This window comes from Kitasatospora sp. HPM-01-4, assembly GCF_051374625.1.
GTDB lineage: Bacteria > Actinomycetota > Actinomycetes > Streptomycetales > Streptomycetaceae > Kitasatospora.
The window spans coordinates 4,950,846-4,972,458 of record NZ_JBPQGP010000005.1; the positions used below are offsets into that span (position 1 = coordinate 4,950,846).

Sequence of the window (21,613 nt, forward strand, 5' to 3'; positions counted from 1 at the left end):
CTATGCGCCGATTAGGTCCCGGGCGGGGTGGAGTCGGCCGCCGTGGCGGCTCGCCACCCCGATGGTTAGAACGGCAGCGCAGGCTTGCTTTCCGTGCCGATAGTGATCACTTGGTCATGGAACTGCCCGGTCAGTAGCTCCTTCGGGTACTTCGTCCGAAGTTCCTGGTCCAGTTCTCCGGCGATCATGAGGAGCGATGGCAGAGACTTTCGCTCGGTCGCGAGGGCGCGAGTAGCGACGGCTACGGCCTCTTCAAGCTCGCCTCGCCGGGCTGCGGCAACGCCGAGCGTGAGCCGGGCCTCCGCCATGCGCATGGGTGAGCGCTCAGACCCGTCGGGTGCCGTGCCGACCCGGATGACCTCGCGGGCGTGGACTGCGGCACGGTCGTCGTCACCGAGGAGCCGGTAGGCATCCATCGCGTAGAAATCCCACTTGTCGGGGTCGATGACGAAATGGTGGTCAGGGTGCTCCGGCCGGGGGAGGCGGTCCAGCCTGGCCCGTCCGGCTTCAAGGGCGTCCCGCACGGCTCGGCCGTCACCCATGCGGCCGAACGCCTTGGCTGCCTGGCCGTAGAGCTGGACACCGATGGAGTGGCTGGAGTCGGCGGTGTGGCCGGCCTCGACGGCCTTGATCACATCGGCGTACCGCCCCTGCGTGAGGGCGAACCATGCCTCAAGCTCCCAGGCCCAAGCGGTCATTTCCCCATGGCCTGTCTCGGTCCCGATGCGAAGGGCGGCGGCCTTGCTGAGGTTCGCTGCCTCGACCTGGCCCATGTCGTATTCCAGGCAGCCGCCCAACAGGAAGAGCCACCCGGCATGCACCAGCAAATCCCGGTGCTGCTTCAGTGAGATCCGGCGGTCCAACTGCCGGGTCACGAAGTCGATTCCCTCACGGGTCTTCTGATGGAGTTCCGCAGCCGGTGCGTACGGGTACGCCCGGCAGAGCTGGTAGATCGCGGCTTCGATCGACTCCATCGACGCTGGGTTTATGTCGGACTGCTCGATACGTCGCACCATCTCAGCTACCTCCCACAGGCCGAAGCTTGCTGCGGCGGGCAGAGCCACGGCGGCTGGCGGTTGTGCGATCACTCCTACCACAGTGCCGTGTTCCCAGGGCCGGGCGGCCAAGCCGAGGAGGTGACCAGGAATCCGCAGTCCGTCCGCGACCTGGATGATCTTCTCCAGGGTTGTGATCGAGCCTTCACCGCGCGCGAGCTTGCCGACGCGTTCGGCCTTCATGTCGATGGCTTCGCCGATCTTGGTGAAGCTGATGCCGCCCCACTTTCGGGCCAGTGCGAAGACCTCGCCCAGATCTCGCCGGTCCAGGGCGTTGCGCACGTCGGCGCGCTCCAGGACGTGCGGAGGGAGAGCAGCGGGCGTTGGAGCTTCAGGCATGATCACTTCCCCGTGGGCCGACCTGACGCCGAGTCGCGTGATGCTCACCAAGTGTACCCATCGTAGGTATACCCAGCGTGGGGGAGCGGCCGCGCCCGCCATCGCTGAATCCTTCTCCGTACGCCATGAATTGCCGTCCGAGGAGGGTGCGAGATGTCAACCGTCGCGACAAGAGCCGGTGCCTCAGTGGCGGAACGCTGGCTGCCTCAACAGAAGCGTTCGGCGGGTGAGGCGAGAAGCATGCTGCGCCGGTTCCTTGTCGACAGCCAGAGCGAACAACTCACGGACGTTGCCGAGTTGGTTCTCTCCGAGTTGGTGACCAATGCGGTTGCTCACGCACGTGTGCCCGGTCGGTTGATCGCTGTACGGCTGGAACTGCTGGGCGGCGAACTCCGGATCGAGGTGCACGACGCGAGCAGTGACCGTCCGGTGCTGCTCCCATGGCCGGACGACGACATTGAGTCCGGTCGGGGGCTGCGACTGGTGCAGACCCTGTCGAACGCCTGGGGGTGCTGTCCTCGTCGGGGTCTCGGCAAGTTCGTTTGGGCTGTGTGCGGCACGGGCGGGGGTGCCTGATGGGCTTCCTGCATCGGTCGAGTCGCGTCGAGATGTGGCGGTGCTTCTACTGCGGTGCGGGTCTTCGCCGTTCGGGCGCACGGTTCATCAGTGTCGGCGGTGAGGTGGTGGCGGTGCACAAGCGTCACCCTCGGCGGTCGGGTGAGGTTTCGGCGTGAGTGGTGAGGAGCGGCGGCCGAGTAAGTGGGATGCGGTCGCCGAGGACGTGATCGCCGATTACCGGGCTGGGCGGCGGTGGGTGGCGATCAGCCGGGCGCACGGCATCCCGGTGGGGTCCATTGCCACCCTGCTGGCCCGCTATGGGGTTGCCCGGGATCGCAAGGAGTGGCCGAAGCTCTCGGCCGATGTGGTGATCCCGATGTACGTCAGGGAGCGGCTGTCGCAGCGGAAGATCGCGGCGGCTCTGGGGGCGAGCGAGAACGCCGTCCGTGAGGTTCTGGACCAGCACCGCGTCGAGACGCGCCCTTCGGGCCCGCCAGGCGGTGCGCTGCGTGAGGCGGGAGACGAAAGATGATCACGGGAAAGGGTGGAGCGGGCGGTCCGGGCCCGGTGACGGTGGAGATCGAGGGGATCACCGAAGCGGCGACCTTCCATGAGCTCCCCAAAGCCCTGGACGCGCTGTGGCGGTCGCTGCGGGCGTTGCCGCTGGGCTCGCTCCAGTACGAGGCGTACCGGGAGTTCTTCGAGGTGGACGCGGCGGAGCGGGTGACCGAATTCCTGGAGCGCGATGGCCGGTTGGAGCTGACGTTCGCCATGTCGGGCCGCTCGCACTCGGTGCGCGTGCGCCCGGCGGAGCGGGCGGCGTCGTGATCAGGGCCAACTGAAGACTTGCCGGACCACCCCTGATCCTTGGCAGGGGCGGGGTGGTCCGGTGGGCGTCAGCCCGGTGCCGATGGTACCGGGGCTGTCGGCATGTCCGTGCACGGATCCCCGGTCGGAGCCTTTGACCACAGGGGAGTTGACGGTCAGTTGGACGGGGATGGCGACTTCTTCGGAGGGTCGGCGGAGGGCCTGGAGCCGGACGCGTGGCTGTGGCTGCGCGGGGTGGACTACGCCGCTGGCTGGCGCCAGGCCAGGGCGGCGGCTGGTGAGTTGAACGAGCTGCTGGCCGGGTGCGGGGTGGAGCGGTGGCAGCTGCGGGCGATCGCGGACACCGATGCGCAGGGGCGGGGCGTGGTGCGAATGGAGGGCGTGGAGGCGGGCTGGCGACGCCTGGAGGAGCTGCTGCACCTGGCGGCCGAGGCGCGACGGGACGCCGCCTGACGGCGGGCGCCGTGGCGGTGGTGGCCGGTAGCCGGTGGGTGGTGAGCGGGTGCGCGCGGGTGGTGGCGGGAAGGTTTGGGCGGTGTCCTTGCCGTGCTGGGGTCGGGCGTGGCCGGGGGGCCGTAAGCTGGCCCGCGATCTCGGGCAGGCTTCTGGGCCTGACCGCAATTTGGCCGAGTGGCCCCCCGGGTGCGTCCGACGCGGGTTCCGGCTCGACAAGGTGCGTAAAGCTTCCCGCCGCTACCCGGCCCAGCCACGGCGCGGCAGCCTTCGGCCCGCTCAACCCGGCGGCCGGCCAGTGCAGGGCGGCCTGCCGCCCGGCCCGGAACGGCCGCAAGGCCGCATGCCCGGCCGGGGCGGCAGGGGGCGCCCGGCGGCGCGCACGCGCCGCCGCTTGAGTGAGTGAAGAAGATGTGCGACAGGCTCAGCACCAAGCCGGGCGTAGCATGCGGAAACGGATTGACAGGTGCGCTAGCTGGCGTTGGATGCTTCTACCCGCGGTGCTCGCGCCACTCACGAGACATGACGCGAGCCGGGTGACCCCGAGGCGTTGGTTTCCCCGGTCGGTGAATGCTTCCTGGATGATCGCCGCTCCGCTTTGGTGTTGCTAGTGTCCGGATCTCTTTGTGCTGTAGCTCGACGGCGACGCGGAGTACGACCTGATACGCGTCCTTCGCTGTGAAGGAGAGGCGGACGAGTTGATCGGGTAGCTTCTTCACTCATGGCAGGCGCGGTCGTCTGTACGCTCAACAGCGCGAGGGTAGTGCACCTCAGGCGTCGATCTCGTGTTGCGTGAGAACCTGCTGCCTGAAGACCATGCTGTCGTGGTGAGGCCTTTGGCGCATCTCGTGCGGCTAGCCCACCGTCGCGATGACGGTCTCGATGGATCTCTAAGCGACGGCCACGAAGATCACAACCTCGGTGAAAAGCCCACCTGTTGAGAACGGTGTCCCACACCTGACGGCGGTCGCTCGACGACTGAGGGGCGATGGCATGTACGACGCTCACGATGGTGAGGGCTACGACTTGGACCATGCCCATCCCGATACACCCCATGAACATCCACCACGGGCCATTGACCAGGAAGGTCAGCCCGGCTCCACCGCTGACAAGGCCGGCGCTCCCGGCCGCTTTCAAGGCCAAACTTCCGCCACCCTTCGAGCTGCCACTGACCAGTGATCGTCCCTGACGCATAGCCAACTCTCTGTCCAGAGCCGCATCGTCGGTGCGGCTGTGCCCCTAGATTGGTTGGACGAGGCATCTTGCGGTAAGTAGCAACACGTTGCGAGCAACACACAACGGGAACTGTCACAGAGGGCGGGAACACGTGGGCGACAGCAAGACTCAGGCCGCAAGCGCGCCACTTGGTCAGGGGATGCCCGTTCCGGCTCCCGGCCGTGCCGTGCCGGGACAGAGGAGCAGTCGCAGGCGGATCGTGTTCACCAGCGATCTACCCGACAGCCTCAGTCCGAACGTCCGCACGCTTGCAGCCAACCTTCGAATGCTTGCTGAGCGCCTGACCACAAACATGACGACGTACGCTGCAAGCCTGCACCGCAGTGCGTCGACACTTTCCCGTTACTTTAGCGGGCAGGAGATGCCGGGAGCGGATTTCATTGAGCAGCTAATGAATGACGTCGAGTCTCATACGGGGCAAGCGCTCACCGAGGAAGCGCGCGACGCTATACGCCATATCCATCGCGTCGCTCAACAGGAGATGGCCCCTAATGTCGCCCTACTCCAAGCACTGCGAGATGAGGTGAATAGTACTCATCAAAAAGCTGAAGAAACCGCCCGCACGGTCCAGCTGCTCGAAGAGGAGCTGAGGAGGGTTGAGGAGGAAGCGCATCGCCACGCGTTGGAAGCTGCCAGGCTACAGAAATCCATGCATGCGCAGGCCGCCCGCTATGCTGTTGAACTTGACCGAGTCACGGAAGAAAACGAGCGACTTCATGCTCTACATCACAGCCTCCAGGGGCGGATCGCTGAACTGGAGCACGCACTAGAACGAGCCAGGGGGCGAGCTGTAGAAGCCGAAGAACGCTGCCTTGCCGCCGAGCGCCAACTAGAACGAGCGGAACAAGAAGCTGAGGCTGTGACTCAGCAGAAGGTAGCGGAGCAGGCGCTGCTTGAGGACGCTCTCAAAAAGACGCAAGAAGAATGGGCTGCGCGAATGGCGGAAAGCCAAGCCCAAATGGCCATGCTGCGCGCCCAGAAGGCGTCAGATACACGCAATGAGGCTGACCTCTGCAAGCAGCTAGGGATGGTCCTATGTGAAGCCAGGAATACGAGAGAGGCGACTGAGATGGCGAAGCGCTCGGCGAGTCTGTATCGCGAGATCGGAGACGGTCAATCAGAAGCGGATCTGTGGCGAGACTTCAGTGTTGCCCTATGTCGGGCTGGCGGAGATGCAGAGGCCATGCGGCATGCCAGGAGTGCAGCCTCCATGTATAGGGAGCGCAGAGACATGGCATCTGAAGCTGACCTCTGGGCATCGCTCCTTTTTGCGCTTATGCAAAAGCCGCGTTTTGATATCTCTCTACAGGAGCGAATCGCAGTTCACGAGTGCGCAGAATATGCGATTGATTTGTATCAGAAGATTGGAGACTTGGAAGGTGGGGCGCTTGTTCAGGGGAGTCTCGGTGTAGCTTTTGCTGAAATGGATTTGATTGAGTCGGCTGTCGGAGTCACGGAGCATGCCGCTTCATTTTATCGGAAGATTGGAGATCGAGATCTAGAGGCCTACTTGTGGAAACGGCTCGGCTCTGTGATCGGTCAGGTCGCCGGATCCCATAAAGGCCGGGAGGGGAGATTGCAGTGCGCCATTGAAGCTGTCAACCGTGCGGCCGCACTATATCGCACAAGCGGAGACGGAATTGCCGAAGCCTATGTTTGGCGAGATTTTCTTGGGGGTGTCATTTCTAATCTCCCGCCACAAATGGTGCTCGACGTTGGCGCTCAAGTCGCATTTCTGTATCGCGAAATGAATGATCTGCGCTTTGCGGCATACATCTGGTCTGCCCTCGTCGATGTTAGCGAGAATGGGCTCATCTCAACCGGATATGTTGCGATGCTCATCCAGTGTGCAGGGAATGCAAGTTCACTATACCGCGACCTCGGCGATAAGGCTTCTGGGGTCAACGTTTGGAAGAATCTGGCCGACAAGTTGAGGAATATGGGGATTATGAAAGAGGCCTCTGAAGCGGCAGCGCGCGCCGCGTTTTTGGCGGCCGAGAAGACCGGTAGTGGCGATGGAGAGAACCATTAAGTGCCAACTCGGAACGCGCTTTAGCGTAGTTGATTCTGGATCATTCACCGGTGCTTGGTGTCACTGCGGCTCGTCGGTTTGGGCGTGGGCTGCTGGGTATCGATGGCGTAGGTGAGTGCGATAGTTTCGGCGCCGAGGCGGGTGGTCTCCAGGAGGAGCGGCTGGCCGCTGGCGCGGTCGGTGGTGGTGCGGTGGACGACCAGGAGGACGGCGGCCTCGGAGAGTTTGAGGGCTTCGCGTTCGTCGGGAGTGGGGACCTTGGCGGTGACTTGTTCGCGCCAGGTGAGGTCGTGGCCTGCGGTGGCGAGGATGGCGTACGCCTTGGCCGGGGTGACGTCCGGGGTGTCGGCGAGCGGGGTGCCGTCGATGCGTTCCATGGGCAGTAGGAGCCGGTGGAGGGCGCGTGTGCTGTTGGCGGGGTCGGTGATCAGCCGGTCGACGGAGATCATCAGTTCGCCTTCGTCCATGGCCAGGAGTGGGGCTGTGATGGGGTCGGTGCGGGTGCGGAAGACGGTCGGTTCCTCCGCGTTCGTCCACCAGTCATCCGATGGGGTCTGGTAGCGGCTGCCGCTGCGGGTGATGGTGCGTTCGATGGCGCCGGTGGGGCCGAGGGCTGCGGCGCGGACGAAGGTGCCCCGGCCCTGCTTGACGTCCAGTAGTCCTTCGGTGCGCAGGGCGGCGACGGCGAGTCGGATGGTTGGGCGGGAGACGCCGTAGCGGGCGGCGAGGTCGGTCTCCGTGGGGAGCTGGCTGCCGGGTGGCCATTCGCCGTCGGCGATGGACTGTCGCATTGCGGTGGCCACCTGCTTGTGCAGGGCCTCGTTCCGGATGATCGCCATGTCCGTTGAACTCCTGCTGCGGGCCCGGATGTTGGCCCGCGTCGTGTTGTTGTCGATTCGTTGTGAGTGGTGTTTGCCCAGCTCGGGCGGCCTGTGCGGTCTGTCGTCAGTCTTGATTCGTCAAACGTAAGCATGAATCCACTTGCGGAGGGGCGTCAAGGTGCTCCATCATCGGGAATCCGCCAAAGGTAAGTACGTTTGACGACTGTCGTCATGCGGCCTTGGTGGGTCCGTAGGAGAGTGCTTCATGCAGTCCATCCCTGTGGATGTCGCCCGGCTGGGCACGATGACCTGCATCGTCGCCCCGGAAGCGCGGCTGGCGAACCGGGAGACCGGAGAGATCAAGAAGGACCGGGACGGACAGACGGTCTTCACCGTCGGCGTCGCGGTGCGCCAGGAAGGCCGCCGGGCCTCGATCATCGAGATCAGCGTGTCGGGCGAGCCCGTCGGCGTCACCGAAGGCGTCCGCGTAGCCGTGAGCGGCCTGGTCGCCGTCTCGTGGGCGATGGGCGACCGGCACGGGCTGAGCTTCCGCGCCGACGCCATCACCCCCACCCCCGCTGCTGCACCGGCCGCCGCTGCCGCGCGTAAGGGCGGTGACGCGTGAGCGGGACGCAGATGCGGGTGCGCCTGCGCCGGGTGCTGCTCGAACTCGGCGAACTCGCGCCGGAGATCGACCCGTTCGCCGCCGATCACACCGGCGGCCTCCTCTTCCCCCGCATCGCCACCCTCGCCGACCGGGCCGCCGGCCTGGCCCGCGACCTCGTCACCGAGGCCCACAACGCGGCGGCGGAAATGGGCGGTGAGGGCTGATGCTGCTCCAACTGCTGTGGGTGCTGGTGCTCGCCGCCGTCATGCTGGTCCTCGCTCTGCGGCCGGTGCTGCGCGATCGGCACCCGTACGTGTGGTGGTGCCTGCTCGGCTACCCGGCCGCCGTGCTCCGTGCCCGGCTGAGCTGGCGCCGACTGACCACCGCCCTCGCTCTGGCGGTGCCGCGCCGACCGGCCAACGCCCTGCTCGGCGACCTGGTCGTGCGCGGTGATCCGCTCAAGCCCATCCCGCCCCGGCTCGGGATGCCGAGGCTGCGGCGCGGCGGCTTCACCGTCCAGGTGCGGCTCCACCCGGGGCAGGTGCCCGAACAGCTCACCAAGGCGACCGACGCCATCACTCACACCTGGCGGGTGTACGCGGTCCGGGTCACCAGTACGACCCGGGGCTTTGCGACGGTGACCGCGCTCGCCTGGGACCCCTTGGCGGCCCCTGCGCTGCCCTATCTGCTGCGGCCGGAGACCTTGCGGGCCCTGGTCGGCACGCGGGAGGACGGCCAGTCGTGGCTGATCGACTTCCGGCGAGTGCCTCACTGGCTGATCGTCGGCGCCACCCGCTCCGGCAAGTCCACCCTGATCGCCGCACTCGTCAGCCAACTCGCCCGCCAGCGGGTGGCCTTGTTCGGGATCGACCTCAAGGGCGGCATGGAACTGTCCCTGTTCGGGCCCCGGCTCTCCGCCCTGGCCGCCAACCGCACCCAAGCCGCTCAGCTGATCGCAGAGTTGGTGCGGGAGGCCGAGGCCCGGATGGAACTGTGCCGCTCGGCGGGGGTGCGCTCCATCTGGGACCTGCCCGCGCGGCACCGCCTGATGCCCATCGTCGTGATCGTGGACGAAGTCGCCGAGCTGTACCTGATGGCCACCCGCGACGACAAGGCCGAGGTCGGCGAGATCTCCACCAACCTCCTCCGCCTCGTCCAACTCGGCGCAGCCCTCGGCATCCACCTGGTGATCGCCGGACAGCGGGTCGGCTCCGACCTCGGCCCCGGCGTGACCGCCCTGCGGGCCCAGCTCGGTGGGAGGGTCTGCCACCGGGTGAGCGACCCCGGCACGGCGGAGATGGCACTCGGCGACCTCGACAAGGACGCCCTGGCCGCGGCCCAGCAGATCACCCCTACCGAACAGGGCGTCGCGATCACCATCGGCGACGACGGCCAGTGGCTGCGGGCCCGCTCCATCCACATCACCCCCACACAGGCCCGGCGCACCGCCCGCAAGTACGCCCACCTCGCCCCCTCCTGGCCCGGCCTGACCGAGACCACCGAGACGACCGGGCCGGTGGGTGCGGCGGAAGGCGACGACACCGAAGGGATCCACCTGTGAGCCTCGCCGTCCTCCTGATCGCCTTCATCGCCGTGGTCGTCATCCTCCTGGTCCGCTCCGGTGAACTGCGCACCTGGCACGTCACCCTGACCGTCCTGCTCGGCATCTTCCTCGACCGCGTCCACGTCACTGAGCCGATCGTCTACGCCGTCACCTGGCTCGTCCAGGGCTTCACCCACACCCACTGAAAGGCCCTGACTCCCATGCCATCCAACCCAGCCACCGGCCACCCCACCCGCCCCTTCGCCGCCCCCGGCCACGCCAGATGCTGCCTGGCCTGGCCGGGGCCCGGCGCCCCCTGGCCCTGGAGACACCCCCCATGACCAACGCCTTCACCGACCCCGCCGCACGCCGCGCCCACCTCGACCATGAAGCCCGCCTGCGGGCCCTCCCGCTGATCGATCGGGACCTGGTGAGCCTCGGACAGATGCCCCAGCTCGGCCGCTGGCTGGAACAGATCCACGCCACCGGCGGCTGCGCCCACCCGGTCTACCTGGCCGGGCACACCACCACCGTGGACCGGAGCACGGGTGAGGTGCTGCGGCACTACACCACCGCGAGTGAGCCCGGCGGGCGCCTGGCCGTGCGCTGCCGCAACCGCCGGGCCACCCGCTGCCAGCCCTGCTCCTGGGAGCACTCCGGCGACACCTTCCACCTGGTCCGTGCGGGCCTGAGCGGCGGCAAAGGCGTCCCGGCCAGCGTCGCCGCGCACCCGCGCCTGTTCATCACCCTCACCGCCCCCAGCTTCGGCCCCGTCCACCGCAGCGGCACCTGCCACCCCGCTGGCCGGCCGGGTCGCTGCCCGACGGGCAACCGCCACAGCTGCGGCCAACACCACCCCGAGGGCGACCCGCTCATCGGACAGCCTCTGTGCCCCACCTGCTACGACTACGTCGGCCACGTCCTGTGGAACTCAGCCGCCCCCACGCTGTGGAAGGCGTTCCGGGACAACCTCTACCACCACCTCGCCGCACGCGCCGGAGTCGGCCGAACCGCCGTCCGCACGCTGCTGCGGGTCTCGGCCGCCAAGGTCGCCGAGTACCAGAAGCGCGGCGCCATCCACTTCCACGCCGTCATCCGCCTCGACGGACCCGACGGCCCCGGCACCCCGCCTCCCGCCTGGGCCACCACCGATCTCCTCCTGGAGACCGTCCACTCCGCAGCTGCCGCCGTCGCCCTCGCACCCCCTGACTCGGCCGCTTACGGGGACATCCGGCTGCGCTTCGGCACCCAGCTCGACGCCCACCCGCTCACCAACGACAGCAGCGGCGGCCGGATCACCGACGAAGCCGTTGCCGCCTACGTCGCCAAATACACCAGCAAGAGCGTCGAGACCGCCGGAGCCGTAGACCGGCGCATCGACTCCCTCGCCGACATCCGAGCGCTGCGTGTCACCGACCACATCCGGGCCCTGATCGCCACCGCCTGGCGCCTCGGCGGCCTCCCCGAACTTCAACACCTGCGCCTGCGGGCCTGGGCCCACATGCTCGGCTATCGAGGCCACTGCCTCACCAAAACCCGCGCCTACTCCACGACGTACGGTCAGCTGCGGGCCGACCGAGCAGAGCACGCCCGCACCCTGGCCGGTGACCGCCAGCTCTTCGCCGACTGGGACACCGACACCACCACCGAATCCACCTGGCGCTACGTCGGCTCCGGCCACGACACCTCCGCCCAAGAACTCATCGCCGCAGGCATCGCCGAAGACCTCGCCGTCAACCGTGCTGAGGCGCGCGATGCCTTGGGCGGTGGGTGATGACAGAGAGGCAGGGGCAGTCGGTCCCCGAGTGGATCGCGGAGATCATCTCCAGATGGGTTCCGCCGGAGGACTACGACGCCCAACTTTCGGGCGTCGTAGCCGGGTATGTCACCGAGCTTCGTCGGACGGCCGAGACTCGTCATGCTGGGCTCGCGGGCCAACCGGAGTGACCTCGATGGAGTCGATCTCCGGCGGCTTTCGGCGGCCCCGCCCGACGCTGTGGACTTTGACCTCCGCGATCACCGTTGCGACGATGGCCCGGCGTCGTTCGAGGTTGGTCTCGTCGTCGTCGCGCCACACGGTCAACACGTCGATCTCGGATTGTGAAGCGGCTACGGCCGCAGCCGCCTCCTGCGTGCGAAGCGTTTGAAGCTCGCCGCGCAGATGAGTCAAGGCGTCGAAGTAGTCCTCGTCCTCCATCTTCTTCTCCTTCCACCTGAGGCGGAGAAGCCTGATGCGTTCCTCCAGGCTGGTGATCTCGTCCGTGAGATCGGTTACCGGCGACTGCGTGATCTGTGGCTGGCGGGCCAGCAGCGCGGCTTCGACCACCTCGTTGAGGCGGTCCTCGATCCACGTATAAGCGCGGCTCACCTTGCCGCACCCGAGCTGTCCTTCGACTCCCGTGCGATCACTCGCACAGTGAGTCCGGCGGAAGGTGCGGGTCTTGTCGGAAGTCCACTGGATGGCCATGCTGGCACCGCAGTTGCCGCACCTGAGGAACCCCGAATAGAGGTGCTTGCGTCGTCCTGAGCCTTTGACAGACGGCGTCGCACGGCTGTCGAGCACGGTCTGTACGTTCTCCCACTCCTCCTTCGTCAAGGGGTGCGGGTAGATGCTGTCCCCGATGACCTGGCCCTTGTGGGTGATGATCCCGCCGAGCCGCTCGGATCGGAAGACACGCTTGACCTTGTGCGGGGTCCACAGCGTCGCGCTACCGGAGGAGCGCCCGCCCTTGTCGTTCCATGCGCGGGCCACGTCGCCCGGTGTCTTGCGGTCCATCAGCATGTCGTAGCCGAGTCGGATAAGCTCCACCTCGTCGGGCACGATGCGCTGAAAACCCGAGTCGGGCTCGAAGCCGAACACGCGGGGTCCACCAGCGTGGGGCTTCCCCTTCTCCCGGCGTTGCAGCAGCGCGGCGTTGATTCGCTCCGACATGCGCTCGGTCTCCTGCTGGGCGACCGCGCCCTTGATGGTGAGGATCATGCGGCCCGACGCGCTGGAGGTGTCCTCTCCCTCCGTGGTGGCGAAGGAGAACCCGTACTCCTTCTGCTCCTCTAGGAAAGTGGTCAGCTCGGTGATCCGACGGGTGAGGCGGTCGATCGAGTACACGACGATGCCGTCGATCACGCCGGAGCGGGCGTCCTTGAGCATCTCCGAGTAGACCTGGCGCGTCTTCCTGCTGGTGGTCGAAGCGGACATGTCGTTCTCCGCGTACACCTTGAGAACGGTCCATCCGAGCCGTTCGCACAGTTCTCGGCACGCCTTCTCCTGGCGCTGGATGCCGAGCTCCTGCCCCTTGCGATCCTTGCTGATACGGACGTAGATGCCGACCCGCTTGGGCTTAGCCACTACTACCCCCTGAAGGTGAACGATCACTGGAAGTGACGTAGGTGTTCAGGGTACGGCGACGAACGTGGCCGGCCAGGTCGTGGTCCCGATCCTGGTCGCGGCCCGCGAGAAGACCCTGGACCTCGCGGCCTACAACAGCCCGACGGGGGAGCTGATCGATGACGCTCCCGTCGCCGAGGTCGCCGTCGCGGCCTGACGGTCCGCCGGCCCCGAGCCCGCACCCGGTTCCCACCGGGTGCGGGCTCTCGGCTGTTCCGGGCCCGGGGCATGGCGTCAGGGCTGCGCCACGGCACGGCCCCAGCGCTGGGCGAGGACGGTGCAGACCATCAGCTGGATCTGGTGGAAGAGCATCAGGGGCAGGACCAGCAGACCGACCGAGGCGGCCGGGAACAGGATGGTGGCCAGCGGGATGCCGTTGGCCAGGCTCTTCTTGGAACCGCAGAACTGGACGGTGATCCGGTCGGCGCGGTCGAAGCCGAGGCGGCGGGCGACCGTGCCGGTGAAGACCAGGACCAGTCCGAGCATGGTGAGGCAGACCGCGGCCAGCCAGAGCAGCTGCCCGGCCGTGACCCGGCCCCAGATGCCCTCCCGGGCGCCCTCGCTGAAGGCGCTGTAGACGATCAGCAGGATGGCGCCCCGGTCCACCACCAGGGTCACCGCGCGGTTGCGCCGCATCCACGGCCCCACCCGGCGGCGCAGCAGCTGGCCGAGCGCGAACGGCATCAGCAGCTGCAGCACAATGTCCAGAATCTGCCCCCCGCTCAGCCGGATTCCCGCGCCCTGGGAGAGCAGCCAGGCCGCCAGCAGCGGGGTGAGCACGATGCCCAGCAGGCTGGAGAAGGTGGCGGCGCAGATGGCCGCCGCCACGTTGCCGTGCGCCATCGAGGTGAAGGCGATGGACGACTGGACGGTGGACGACAGCAGGGTGAGGAACAGGACGCCGGTGGCGAGCGAGGGCGGCAGCACGCTCTCCGGGAGCAGCCGGGAAGCCTCCCCGAGCAGCGGGAAGAGGACGTAGGTGCAGCCGATGATCAGCAGGTGCAGGCGCCAGTTCCGGGCGCCGGCCAGTGCCTCCTGCGGGGAGAGCCGGGCGCCGTACAGGAAGAACAGCAGCCCGACCGCGACGTTCACCGCACCGCTGACCACGCCGGCCGCGGCACCGGTGGCGGGGAACAGGGTGGCCAGGCCGACCGTGCCGAGCAGCAGCAGGAGGAAGGCGTCGATGCCGATCCGGTGCAGGGCGCGGTTGGCCGCGGCGGGCGCGGCACGGAGGTGGCGCATGGCTCGATCATGCCCTTGCCGGCCGCGGACAGAGGCAGGGGGCCCGCCGCGTACGAGACGTGGCGGGCCCCCTTGGTACTGCTCGTCATGCTCTTGGGGGCGGCCCTGGCGGCCGCCTTCGGGCCGGTGAGGGCCCCGAGCGATCAGATCATCAGAGGAGATGTCAGATGACGGTGACGTTCTCCGCCTGCGGGCCCTTCGGGCCCTGGGTGACGTCGAACGAGACGTTCTGGTTCTCCTCCAGCGAGCGGAAGCCGCTCGCGTTGATGGCGGAGTAGTGGACGAAGACGTCGGGGCCGCCGCCCTCCTGGGCGATGAAGCCGAAGCCCTTCTCAGCGTTGAACCACTTGACGGTTCCCTGAGCCATGCCGTTCTCCTTGCGAGGGACGTGTTGGAGGCCACACCGTGTGGCATCCGGTCCGCTGCGCTGATCGCCCTGCCTCCGGATTGTTCCGGAGTTTTTCGATAATGCTGAAAAACTACAAAAAGCCCGCGGTTACATGCTCCGCAGGCTTCAAGTACTGCAAGGGGAATCAAACTGCAACTGAGTGGAACGGTAGCACGCGGGGGCGGCCCCGACCAGGGGTGACCGAAGGCACATCGCCGGGTGTGTCGCAGTGATTCAGCCATGTGTCGGCAGCCTGTCGGGGGGCCGTCTGCGGGCCGTCCGGGAAGCCGCCGACAGCCGGTCGGCGGCATGCCGGACGGCTGGTGTCGGGGCCGCGAGGGGACAGGCATACCCTGCGGGGAGAGTACGAACAGAGCAGCCAGAGGGAGCGTGCGGTGACCGGACGGGAAGCGAGTGGCTCGGCGGCGGTAAGACCCCGGGTGGGACATATTCAGTTCCTCAACTGTCTGCCCCTCTACTGGGGACTGGCCCGGACGGGCAATCTGCTCGACCTGGAACTCACCAAGGACACCCCCGAGAAGCTCAGTGACCAGCTGGTGAACGGCTCGCTCGACATCGGCCCGATCACCTGCGTCGAGTACCTGAGGCATGCGGACGAACTGGTGGTCCTGCCCGACATCGCGGTCGGCAGCGACGGTCCCGTGATGTCCTGCGTGATCGTCAGCCGACTCCCGCTCGCCGAACTGGACGGGCGCAGAGTCGCACTCGGCTCCACCAGCCGCACCTCCGTGCGCCTGGCGCGCCTGCTGCTTGAGGAGCGAGAGGGCGTACGCCCGGAGTACTTCAGCTGCCCGCCCGATCTGGAGGCGATGCTCGCCCAGGCCGACGCCGCCGTACTGATCGGCGACCCCGCGCTGCGGGCCTACCTGGAGCAGGCGCCGCAGCAGGGGCTGGCCGTCCACGACCTGGGCGAGATGTGGAAGGAGTGGACCGGACTGCCGTTCGTCTTCGCGGTCTGGGCCGCCCGCCGGGACTACGTGGAGCGCTACCCCGAGCTGGTCGAGGCCGTGCACCGGGCCTTCCTGGAGTCCCGGGACCTCTCGCTGGCGGAGGCCGGGAAGGTCGCCGCGCAGGCGGCCCGCTGGGAGGCCTTCGACGCGGCCGTGCTGGAGCGGTACTTCAGCCAGGCGCTCGACTTCTCACTCGGTGAACGGCAGCTGGCGGGCATCGCCGAGTTCGCCCGGCGCACCGGCCACGACAGCGGTTTCGCACCCGATGTGACGGTACGACTGCTCCAGTCGGCCCAACCGGTCGGCTGAGCACCGCGGTCCCGGCCGCGGCTCCGACCCCTCGGAGGACCCGGCCGGGCAGGGCTGGGGCGGGGGCGCAAAAGCGGCGCAACCGTGCTGGCGTAGGCTGGTTCGGTCATGTCGGCCGAGCGCTCCGTCCCCTGCCCTGCTCGGTCGAGGAGACCCGACGTCGGAGAGAAAGAAGGCCCGCCAGGTGTCCGAGCAGAGCCTCCCCCAGCCTTCGGCCGGGGGCACCCCCCTCGCCACTGACCTGCAGGCCGTTCTCGACCGTGCGGCCGCCGGGGGCCGGATCACCCCCGAGGAGGCGCTGGACCTCTACCGCCACGCGCCGCTGCACGCGCTGGGCTCCGCCGCCGATGCCGTCCGCCGCCGCCGGTATGCCGGGACCGAGCACATCGCGACGTACATCATCGAGCGGAACATCAACTACACCAACGTCTGTGTGACGGCCTGCAAGTTCTGCGCCTTCTACGTGCCGCCGAAGAGCGACCGGGGCTGGTCCCGGGACCTCGACGAGATCCTGCGCCGCTGCGCGGAGACGGTCGAGCTGGGCGGCACCCAGATCATGTTCCAGGGCGGGCACCACCCCGACTACGGCGTCGAGTACTACGAGCGCGCCTTCTCCGCGATCAAGGCCGAGTTCCCCCAGCTGGTGATCCACTCGCTGGGCGCCTCCGAGGTCGAGCACATGGCCCGGATCTCGGGCGTCTCCATCGAGGAGGCCATCACCCGGATCCACAAGGCGGGCCTGGACTCCTTCGCCGGCGCCGGCGCCGAGCTGCTGCCGGAGCGTCCGCGCAAGGCGATCGCCCCGCTGAAGGAGTCGGGCGAGCGCTGGCTGGAGATCATGGAGGCCGCGCACGGCCTGGGCGTCGAGTCCACCTCCACCATGCTGATGGGCACCGGCGAGACCAACGCCGAGCGGATCGAGCACCTGCGCATGATCCGCGACGTACAGGACCGTACGGGTGGCTTCCGCGCCTTCATCCCGTACACCTACCAGCCGCAGAACAACCACCTCAAGGGCTCCACCCAGGCCACCGTCTTCGAGTACCTGCGCATGATCGCGATCGCGCGGCTCTTCCTCGACAACGTGGCGCACATCCAGGGCTCCTGGCTGACCACCGGCAAGGAGGCGGGCCAGCTCTCGCTGCACTACGGCGCCGACGACCTCGGCTCGGTGATGCTGGAGGAGAACGTGGTCTCGATGGCCGGTGCCAAGCACCGTTCCAACCTGACCGAGCTGATCCACCTGATCCGGACCGCCGGGCGGGTGCCCGCGCAGCGCTCCACCACCTACGAGCACCTGCGGGTGCTGGCCGACCCGGCCGACGACCCGGTCGACCCGCGGGTCGCCTCGCACATCGCCTCCATCGCGATCGAGGGCGGGGGCGTGGGCGTGGCCCCCTCGGGTGAGGGACCGGTGGGCGGCACGGCGCACCCCGAGCTGAAGATCCTCTCCTCCAACTGACGGCCGCTTCGAGCCGATGGGCTGTCCGAACCGATGCTGACGCTGCACCGGGCCGCCGTCCTGGTGGCCGACCCCGCCGCCCCGCCGATCCACGACGGGGCGGTGCTGGTCGACGGCGCGACGGTGGCCGCGATCGGCCCGTACCGTGCGGTGGCCGGGGCCAGGGAGCGGGCGTGGGGCGGGCTGCTGGTGCCCGGGCTGTGCAATCCGCACGGCCAGTGGCTGCTGGAGCGGGCGTACCACCCGGACCCCCGGGAGGAGCTGGGCAGTGAGCCGCTGACCGAGGCGGCCGCCGCCGGGCTCTTCGGCGAGCTGGACCAGGAGCGGCGGGGCGGCAGCGCCAGACGCGGTCTGCAGCGGATGCTGGCGTACGGGACCACGGCGGTCGCTGGGCCCTTCGAGCTGCCCGTGGTGCGCACCGCGGTGGCCAGGTCCGGGCTGGTCGCGCTGGACGGCGACGGTGCCGAGGGCGGTCTGGACCCGCTGGCCGGCACCGGACTGGCGCAGGCCGTACACCGGCCGCTGGCCGTCGGCGGGCGGGCGGACTTCGCGGTCTTCGATGTGAGTTCGGTCGCCGAGCTGGAGTCGGCGGGCGCGGGCCGCTGTCTGGCCACGGTGCTCGGCGGAAGGCTGCTGTACCGGCGGCGCTGAGGAAACGCCCGGTGCGACCGAAGGGTGGCTGGTATACGGACGGAATCTGGCCGGAAACCGGCGCGAAAGCTGGACAGTCCGATGAACTGATTGATCGTTGCCGTGACCTGAGCCCCCGCCAGCGGCTACGATCCCGGACAGCCCCTCAGATCGCCTCCCCAGCGGCTGGACGGGTCACCTCACCATCGGGCCCCTCCCCCGGGGGCCCTGTCCGGCAGCCAGGACAGGAACCATGCGATCCGCGACCGTCCCCCGCTTTCGCAGCGCGCGCCTCGGCCGAGGCTGGTACCTCGCCGCAGTGCTCAGCGCCGTGCTCGCGGTCGGGATGTGCCTGCTCGGCTGGCGCCAGGCCGACCAGGCGGAACGGATCGCCGCCCACCCCGTCCGCACCGAGGGCACCGTCACCCAGCTCCCCGCCGGCAGCGCCACCTACAGCACGGTCAGCTACGAGGTCGACGGGCGTCAGCGCACCGCGGCCGACCTCTGGCTGCCCGAGGGTGCCAAGGTCGGCGACCGGATCTGCCTGGAGCACGCCGCCGACGACCTGAGCGCCGTCCGGGTCTGCGGCAAGCGCTACCCCCAGCCGGCCGGGGTCGGGCTGGCCCGGATCAGCGTGCCGGTGGCGCTGCTGCTGTTCGCCGGCTGCGTGGTCCGGATCTGGCGGCACCGGCGGGCCGTCCAGTCCGCCGGGCAGTACGTCCGGCTGCGGACCCGCGGACGCGGCCGCAGCGGCCGGATCAGCACCACCGTCGCCTTCGCCACCGAGGCACTGGGCGAGGGGATGCCCTCGATCACCCATGGCAAGCGCTCCCGGCGGCGGCGCAGGGGCGGGCGGCGCGCGCTGCGCTGAGCGGTGTGTGCACACCCCTCGGCGGGCCGGTGGCCACCAGGGTGAAGAATGGGGTACGTGACCCGAGCCTCCCTGGACAAGCAGCCGCACGAAGTCGCCGCGATGTTCGACGATGTCGCGGCCAAGTACGACCGCACCAACGACGTGATCTCGCTCGGCCAGGCCCGCGCCTGGCGGCGCGCGGTCGCCGACGCGGTGGACGCCGGGCCGGGTGAGCTGGTGCTCGACCTCGGCGCCGGCACCGGCACCTCCTCGCTGCCCTTCGCGGACGCCGGGGCGAAGGTCGTACCGTGCGACTTCTCCGTCGGCATGCTCACCGAGGGCAAGCGCCGCCACCCCGAGCTGGCCCTGACCGCCGGGGACGCCACCCGGCTGCCGTTCGCCGACGGCACCTTCGACGCCGTCACCATCTCCTTCGCCCTGCGCAACGTCCACGACACCGACGCCGCGCTGCGCGAGATGCGCCGGGTCACCAAGCCCGGCGGGAAGCTGGTGATCTGCGAGTTCTCCACCCCGACCTGGACGCCCTTCCGGACCGTCTACACCGAGTACCTGATGCGCGCCCTGCCGCCGGTGGCGACCGCCGTCAGCAGCAACCCGGACGCGTACGTCTACCTCGCCGAGTCGATCCGGAGCTGGCCCGACCAGCCCGCGCTGGCCGTCAGGCTGCAGGAGGCCGGCTGGTCCAAGGTCGCCTGGCGCAACCTCACCGGCGGGATCGTCGCCCTGCACCGGGGCTTCAACCTCTGAACCCCGCGGGACGCCTCCGAGCCCCGCGGGACGCCACAGCCCCGCGGGTCGCCACGGCGCTCCGCGGGACGCCGCCGAGCTTCGTGGGGCCCTTCCGGCCCCACGGGGCGTCCTTGAGCGCCGGCAGGCGCCGACCACCGCCTTGATCCGCCCTCGTTAGACTCGTGCGAGCCCGCTTCGGCCCTCCCAGGCCCGGGCGTGCTCGTCGTTGCCAAGTCCGACCCGCCGCCCGCAGGAGTGTGCCCACCGTGTCCGAGACCGCAGTCGACCCGAGCGCCGACACCGTCGAGAGCAGCGCCGACGTCATCGTGGTCGGTGCCGGCCCGGCGGGCTCGACCACCGCGTACTACCTGGCGCAGGCCGGCCTCGACGTGCTGCTGCTGGAGAAGACCGCGTTCCCGCGCGAGAAGATCTGCGGCGACGGTCTGACCCCGCGCGCCACCAAGCAGCTGGTCGACATGGGCATCGACGTCTCCACCGAGAACGGCTGGCTGCACAACCGGGGACTGCGGATCGTCGGCGGCGGCGTCCGGCTGGAACTGGACTGGCCCGAGCTCTCCGCGTTCCCCGACTACGGCCTGGTCCGCAAGCGCGCGGACTTCGACGAACTGCTCGCCCGGCAGGCCCAGAAGGCCGGCGCCCGGCTGTACGAGCGGTGCAACGTCAGCGGCCCGGTGCTGGACGACCGCACCGGCCGGATCGTCGGTGTCACCGCCAAGCTGGGCGAGGAGAAGCGCCCGGTGACGTTCCGCGCCCCGCTGGTGGTCGCCGCCGACGGCAACTCCACCCGGCTCTCCCTCGCCATGGGCCTGCACCGCCGCGAGGACCGCCCGATGGGCGTCGCGTACCGGACGTACTTCAAGTCCCCGCGCCACGACGACGACTACCTGGAGTCCTGGCTGGAGCTCTGGGACACCCGCGGCGGCCGGCGTGAGCTGATGCCCGGCTACGGCTGGATCTTCGGCATGGGTGACGGCACCTCGAATGTCGGCCTCGGCATCCTCAACTCCTCTTCCTCCTTCGGTGAGCTGGACTGGCGCGAGGTGCTGAAGACCTGGTGCGCCGGCATGCCCGAGGAGTGGGGGTACACCCCCGAGAACATGACCGACCCGATCCGCGGCGCCGCTCTGCCGATGGCCTTCAACCGGCAGCCGCACTACACCCGCGGCCTGCTGCTGGTCGGCGACGCGGGCGGCATGGTCAACCCGTTCAACGGCGAGGGCATCGCCTACGCGATGGAATCCGGCCAGATCGCCGCCGGCGTCATCGTCCAGGCCCACGCCCGGGTCACCCCTGCCGGCCGGGAGCGCGCCCTGCAGGCCTACCCCCGCATCCTCAAGGACGTCTACGGCGGCTACTACACGCTCGGCCGGGGCTTCGTGAAGCTGATCGGCAACCCGAAGGTCATGCAGCTCGCCACCCAGCGCGGCCTGACCCACCCCATGCTGATGAAGTTCGTCCTCAAGATGCTCGCCAACCTGACCGACCCTCAGGGCGGCGACGCCATGGACCGCATCATCAACGGCCTGGCCAAGGTCGCGCCCAACGCCTGACCCCTGCCGCCGGGTTTGCCGTGTCCCGTTGACGCCGTTACGCTCCCTGGCGCGCTGCCCGGCGCGCTGTCCAGGGAGCGGGCGGCCGGATTCGACGGGGGACGTACGTGCTCGACAACGGCCAACTGCCGGACCGGCGCCTGTGGTTGCGCGCGGCCCTGTGGGCCTTCCTGCTGTGCGTGGCCTCGGTGGCCGCCGAGATCACCGACGGCATGCTCTACGACCACTACGTCCGCGAGCCCACCAGGCACTGCCACCACGCCGGCCCGGTCCCACCACTCGTCATCGGCCTCGGCGCCCTCGCCACCCTCCTCACCCTGATCACCGCGATCTGGCTGGTCCGCCTCATCGCCACCGCCCCGCGAGGCGGCGGAGCACCGGTCCGCGCCACCCAGGCGGGGCTGGCCTTGCTGCTGCTCCTCGTGGCCGTCCTGCTCGTGGCCGACACCCTCTCGCTGTGGACCGCGCTCGACCCACCGGAGCTGGACCCGTTCAACTGCGGGGCGTGACCGGTGCGCCCAGGCAAGGTCAGTAGCTCCGGTTACGGCCACGTTGGTCATGAAGGCCGTCCGTAACAGCT

Annotated in this window: 23 protein-coding genes; 18 read left to right on the top strand and 5 right to left on the bottom strand. The window is 68.8% G+C overall.

From position 1 onward, the window contains the following. Positions 1–65: 65 nt before the first annotated feature. Positions 66–1,337: an NsdA family TPR-like regulatory protein gene (locus ACSMTC_RS21540; RefSeq protein ID WP_436561343.1), complete on the bottom strand. Its 1,272-nt coding sequence runs from the start codon at positions 1,335–1,337 to the stop codon at positions 66–68. A 210-nt stretch (positions 1,338–1,547) separates the two neighbouring features. On the opposite strand from ACSMTC_RS21540, the gene ACSMTC_RS21545 reads away from it, so the two are divergent. From ACSMTC_RS21545 to ACSMTC_RS21565, 5 genes are all read left to right on the top strand, one after another. Continuing rightward, complete coding sequence (locus ACSMTC_RS21545) at positions 1,548–1,970, top strand: ATP-binding protein (protein ID WP_436561344.1); 423 nt, start codon at positions 1,548–1,550, stop codon at positions 1,968–1,970. A gap of 154 nt (positions 1,971–2,124) precedes the next feature. Continuing rightward, positions 2,125–2,484, top strand: a complete 360-nt coding sequence (locus ACSMTC_RS21550) for a hypothetical protein (protein ID WP_436561345.1) — start codon at positions 2,125–2,127, stop codon at positions 2,482–2,484. Continuing rightward, complete coding sequence (locus ACSMTC_RS21555; protein ID WP_436561346.1) at positions 2,481–2,780, top strand: hypothetical protein; 300 nt, start codon at positions 2,481–2,483, stop codon at positions 2,778–2,780. The genes ACSMTC_RS21550 and ACSMTC_RS21555 overlap by 4 nt, the downstream gene beginning before the upstream one ends. A 159-nt stretch (positions 2,781–2,939) precedes the next feature. Then, positions 2,940–3,233 (top strand): hypothetical protein, encoded by a 294-nt coding sequence (locus tag ACSMTC_RS21560; protein WP_436561347.1) that lies wholly within the window; start codon positions 2,940–2,942, stop codon positions 3,231–3,233. A gap of 1,327 nt (positions 3,234–4,560) precedes the next feature. Beyond that, complete coding sequence (locus ACSMTC_RS21565) at positions 4,561–6,501, top strand: hypothetical protein (RefSeq protein WP_436561348.1); 1,941 nt, start codon at positions 4,561–4,563, stop codon at positions 6,499–6,501. A gap of 44 nt (positions 6,502–6,545) precedes the next feature. On the opposite strand, the gene ACSMTC_RS21570 is transcribed toward ACSMTC_RS21565, so the two are convergent. Further along, positions 6,546–7,340, bottom strand: a complete 795-nt coding sequence (locus tag ACSMTC_RS21570) for a GntR family transcriptional regulator (RefSeq protein ID WP_436561349.1) — start codon at positions 7,338–7,340, stop codon at positions 6,546–6,548. 247 nt (positions 7,341–7,587) lie between these two features. Between ACSMTC_RS21570 and ACSMTC_RS21575 the strand changes: the two genes are divergently transcribed. From ACSMTC_RS21575 to ACSMTC_RS21595, 5 genes are all read left to right on the top strand, one after another. Continuing rightward, entirely contained in the window at positions 7,588–7,947 is a 360-nt protein-coding gene (locus ACSMTC_RS21575; RefSeq protein ID WP_436561350.1) for an SCO3933 family regulatory protein, read from the top strand. After that, on the top strand, positions 7,944–8,153 hold the full coding sequence (locus ACSMTC_RS21580; protein WP_436561351.1) for a hypothetical protein: 210 nt from the start codon (positions 7,944–7,946) through the stop codon (positions 8,151–8,153). The genes ACSMTC_RS21575 and ACSMTC_RS21580 overlap by 4 nt, the downstream gene beginning before the upstream one ends. Continuing rightward, entirely contained in the window at positions 8,153–9,490 is a 1,338-nt protein-coding gene (locus ACSMTC_RS21585) for an FtsK/SpoIIIE domain-containing protein (RefSeq protein WP_436561352.1), read from the top strand. Before ACSMTC_RS21580 ends, ACSMTC_RS21585 begins: the two co-directional genes overlap by 1 nt. After that, entirely contained in the window at positions 9,487–9,678 is a 192-nt protein-coding gene (locus ACSMTC_RS21590) for a hypothetical protein (RefSeq protein ID WP_436561353.1), read from the top strand. Before ACSMTC_RS21585 ends, ACSMTC_RS21590 begins: the two co-directional genes overlap by 4 nt. A gap of 131 nt (positions 9,679–9,809) precedes the next feature. Next, positions 9,810–11,246: a replication initiator gene (locus tag ACSMTC_RS21595; RefSeq protein ID WP_436561354.1), complete on the top strand. Its 1,437-nt coding sequence runs from the start codon at positions 9,810–9,812 to the stop codon at positions 11,244–11,246. A 111-nt stretch (positions 11,247–11,357) separates the two neighbouring features. Here ACSMTC_RS21595 and ACSMTC_RS21600 read toward each other — a convergent pair whose 3' ends face one another. Then, positions 11,358–12,818: a recombinase family protein gene (locus ACSMTC_RS21600; RefSeq protein ID WP_436561355.1), complete on the bottom strand. Its 1,461-nt coding sequence runs from the start codon at positions 12,816–12,818 to the stop codon at positions 11,358–11,360. Positions 12,819–12,882: 64 nt separating this feature from the next. Here ACSMTC_RS21600 and ACSMTC_RS21605 point away from each other — a divergent pair, with 64 nt between their 5' ends. Then, positions 12,883–13,014: a hypothetical protein gene (locus tag ACSMTC_RS21605; protein WP_436561356.1), complete on the top strand. Its 132-nt coding sequence runs from the start codon at positions 12,883–12,885 to the stop codon at positions 13,012–13,014. A gap of 77 nt (positions 13,015–13,091) precedes the next feature. Here the strand turns inward: ACSMTC_RS21605 and ACSMTC_RS21610 are convergent, their stop codons facing one another. Together ACSMTC_RS21610 and ACSMTC_RS21615 are read right to left on the bottom strand one after the other, a co-directional pair. Then, complete coding sequence (locus ACSMTC_RS21610; RefSeq protein ID WP_436561357.1) at positions 13,092–14,099, bottom strand: bile acid:sodium symporter family protein; 1,008 nt, start codon at positions 14,097–14,099, stop codon at positions 13,092–13,094. Between the two features lie 163 nt (positions 14,100–14,262). Continuing rightward, a complete protein-coding gene (locus ACSMTC_RS21615) occupies positions 14,263–14,466 on the bottom strand; it encodes a cold-shock protein (protein ID WP_344637859.1) in 204 nt (67 codons plus the stop codon). A gap of 416 nt (positions 14,467–14,882) precedes the next feature. Between ACSMTC_RS21615 and ACSMTC_RS21620 the strand changes: the two genes are divergently transcribed. From ACSMTC_RS21620 to ACSMTC_RS21650, 7 genes are all read left to right on the top strand, one after another. Next, complete coding sequence (locus ACSMTC_RS21620) at positions 14,883–15,767, top strand: menaquinone biosynthetic enzyme MqnA/MqnD family protein (protein WP_436561358.1); 885 nt, start codon at positions 14,883–14,885, stop codon at positions 15,765–15,767. Positions 15,768–15,951: 184 nt separating this feature from the next. Continuing rightward, a complete protein-coding gene (mqnC, locus tag ACSMTC_RS21625) occupies positions 15,952–17,229 on the top strand; it encodes a cyclic dehypoxanthinyl futalosine synthase (RefSeq protein ID WP_436561359.1) in 1,278 nt (425 codons plus the stop codon). A gap of 33 nt (positions 17,230–17,262) precedes the next feature. Beyond that, positions 17,263–17,880, top strand: coding sequence for an amidohydrolase family protein (locus ACSMTC_RS21630; protein ID WP_436561360.1), 618 nt, complete (start codon positions 17,263–17,265; stop codon positions 17,878–17,880). Positions 17,881–18,112: 232 nt separating this feature from the next. Further along, entirely contained in the window at positions 18,113–18,730 is a 618-nt protein-coding gene (locus ACSMTC_RS21635; RefSeq protein WP_436561361.1) for a hypothetical protein, read from the top strand. A 57-nt stretch (positions 18,731–18,787) separates the two neighbouring features. Beyond that, on the top strand, positions 18,788–19,480 hold the full coding sequence (locus ACSMTC_RS21640; RefSeq protein WP_436561362.1) for a demethylmenaquinone methyltransferase: 693 nt from the start codon (positions 18,788–18,790) through the stop codon (positions 19,478–19,480). A 248-nt stretch (positions 19,481–19,728) separates the two neighbouring features. Further along, on the top strand, positions 19,729–21,033 hold the full coding sequence (locus ACSMTC_RS21645) for a geranylgeranyl reductase family protein (protein WP_436561363.1): 1,305 nt from the start codon (positions 19,729–19,731) through the stop codon (positions 21,031–21,033). Between the two features lie 107 nt (positions 21,034–21,140). Continuing rightward, positions 21,141–21,542, top strand: coding sequence for a hypothetical protein (locus tag ACSMTC_RS21650; protein ID WP_436561364.1), 402 nt, complete (start codon positions 21,141–21,143; stop codon positions 21,540–21,542). Positions 21,543–21,613 lie beyond the last annotated feature (71 nt).

Excerpts from the sequence above, each read along its gene's own strand:
- ACSMTC_RS21545 (WP_436561344.1), top strand. The coding sequence starts at position 1,548 with ATGTCAACCGTCGCGACAAGAGCCGGTGCCTCAGTGGCGGAACGCTGG.
- ACSMTC_RS21570 (WP_436561349.1), bottom strand. The coding sequence starts at position 7,340 with ATGGCGATCATCCGGAACGAGGCCCTGCACAAGCAGGTGGCCACCGCA.
- ACSMTC_RS21585 (WP_436561352.1), top strand. The coding sequence starts at position 8,153 with ATGCTGCTCCAACTGCTGTGGGTGCTGGTGCTCGCCGCCGTCATGCTG.
- ACSMTC_RS21595 (WP_436561354.1), top strand. The coding sequence starts at position 9,810 with ATGACCAACGCCTTCACCGACCCCGCCGCACGCCGCGCCCACCTCGAC.
- ACSMTC_RS21610 (WP_436561357.1), bottom strand. The coding sequence starts at position 14,099 with ATGCGCCACCTCCGTGCCGCGCCCGCCGCGGCCAACCGCGCCCTGCAC.
- ACSMTC_RS21555 (WP_436561346.1), top strand. The coding sequence starts at position 2,481 with ATGATCACGGGAAAGGGTGGAGCGGGCGGTCCGGGCCCGGTGACGGTG.
- ACSMTC_RS21575 (WP_436561350.1), top strand. The coding sequence starts at position 7,588 with ATGCAGTCCATCCCTGTGGATGTCGCCCGGCTGGGCACGATGACCTGC.
- ACSMTC_RS21630 (WP_436561360.1), top strand. The coding sequence starts at position 17,263 with ATGCTGACGCTGCACCGGGCCGCCGTCCTGGTGGCCGACCCCGCCGCC.
- ACSMTC_RS21635 (WP_436561361.1), top strand. The coding sequence starts at position 18,113 with ATGCGATCCGCGACCGTCCCCCGCTTTCGCAGCGCGCGCCTCGGCCGA.
- ACSMTC_RS21615 (WP_344637859.1), bottom strand. The coding sequence starts at position 14,466 with ATGGCTCAGGGAACCGTCAAGTGGTTCAACGCTGAGAAGGGCTTCGGC.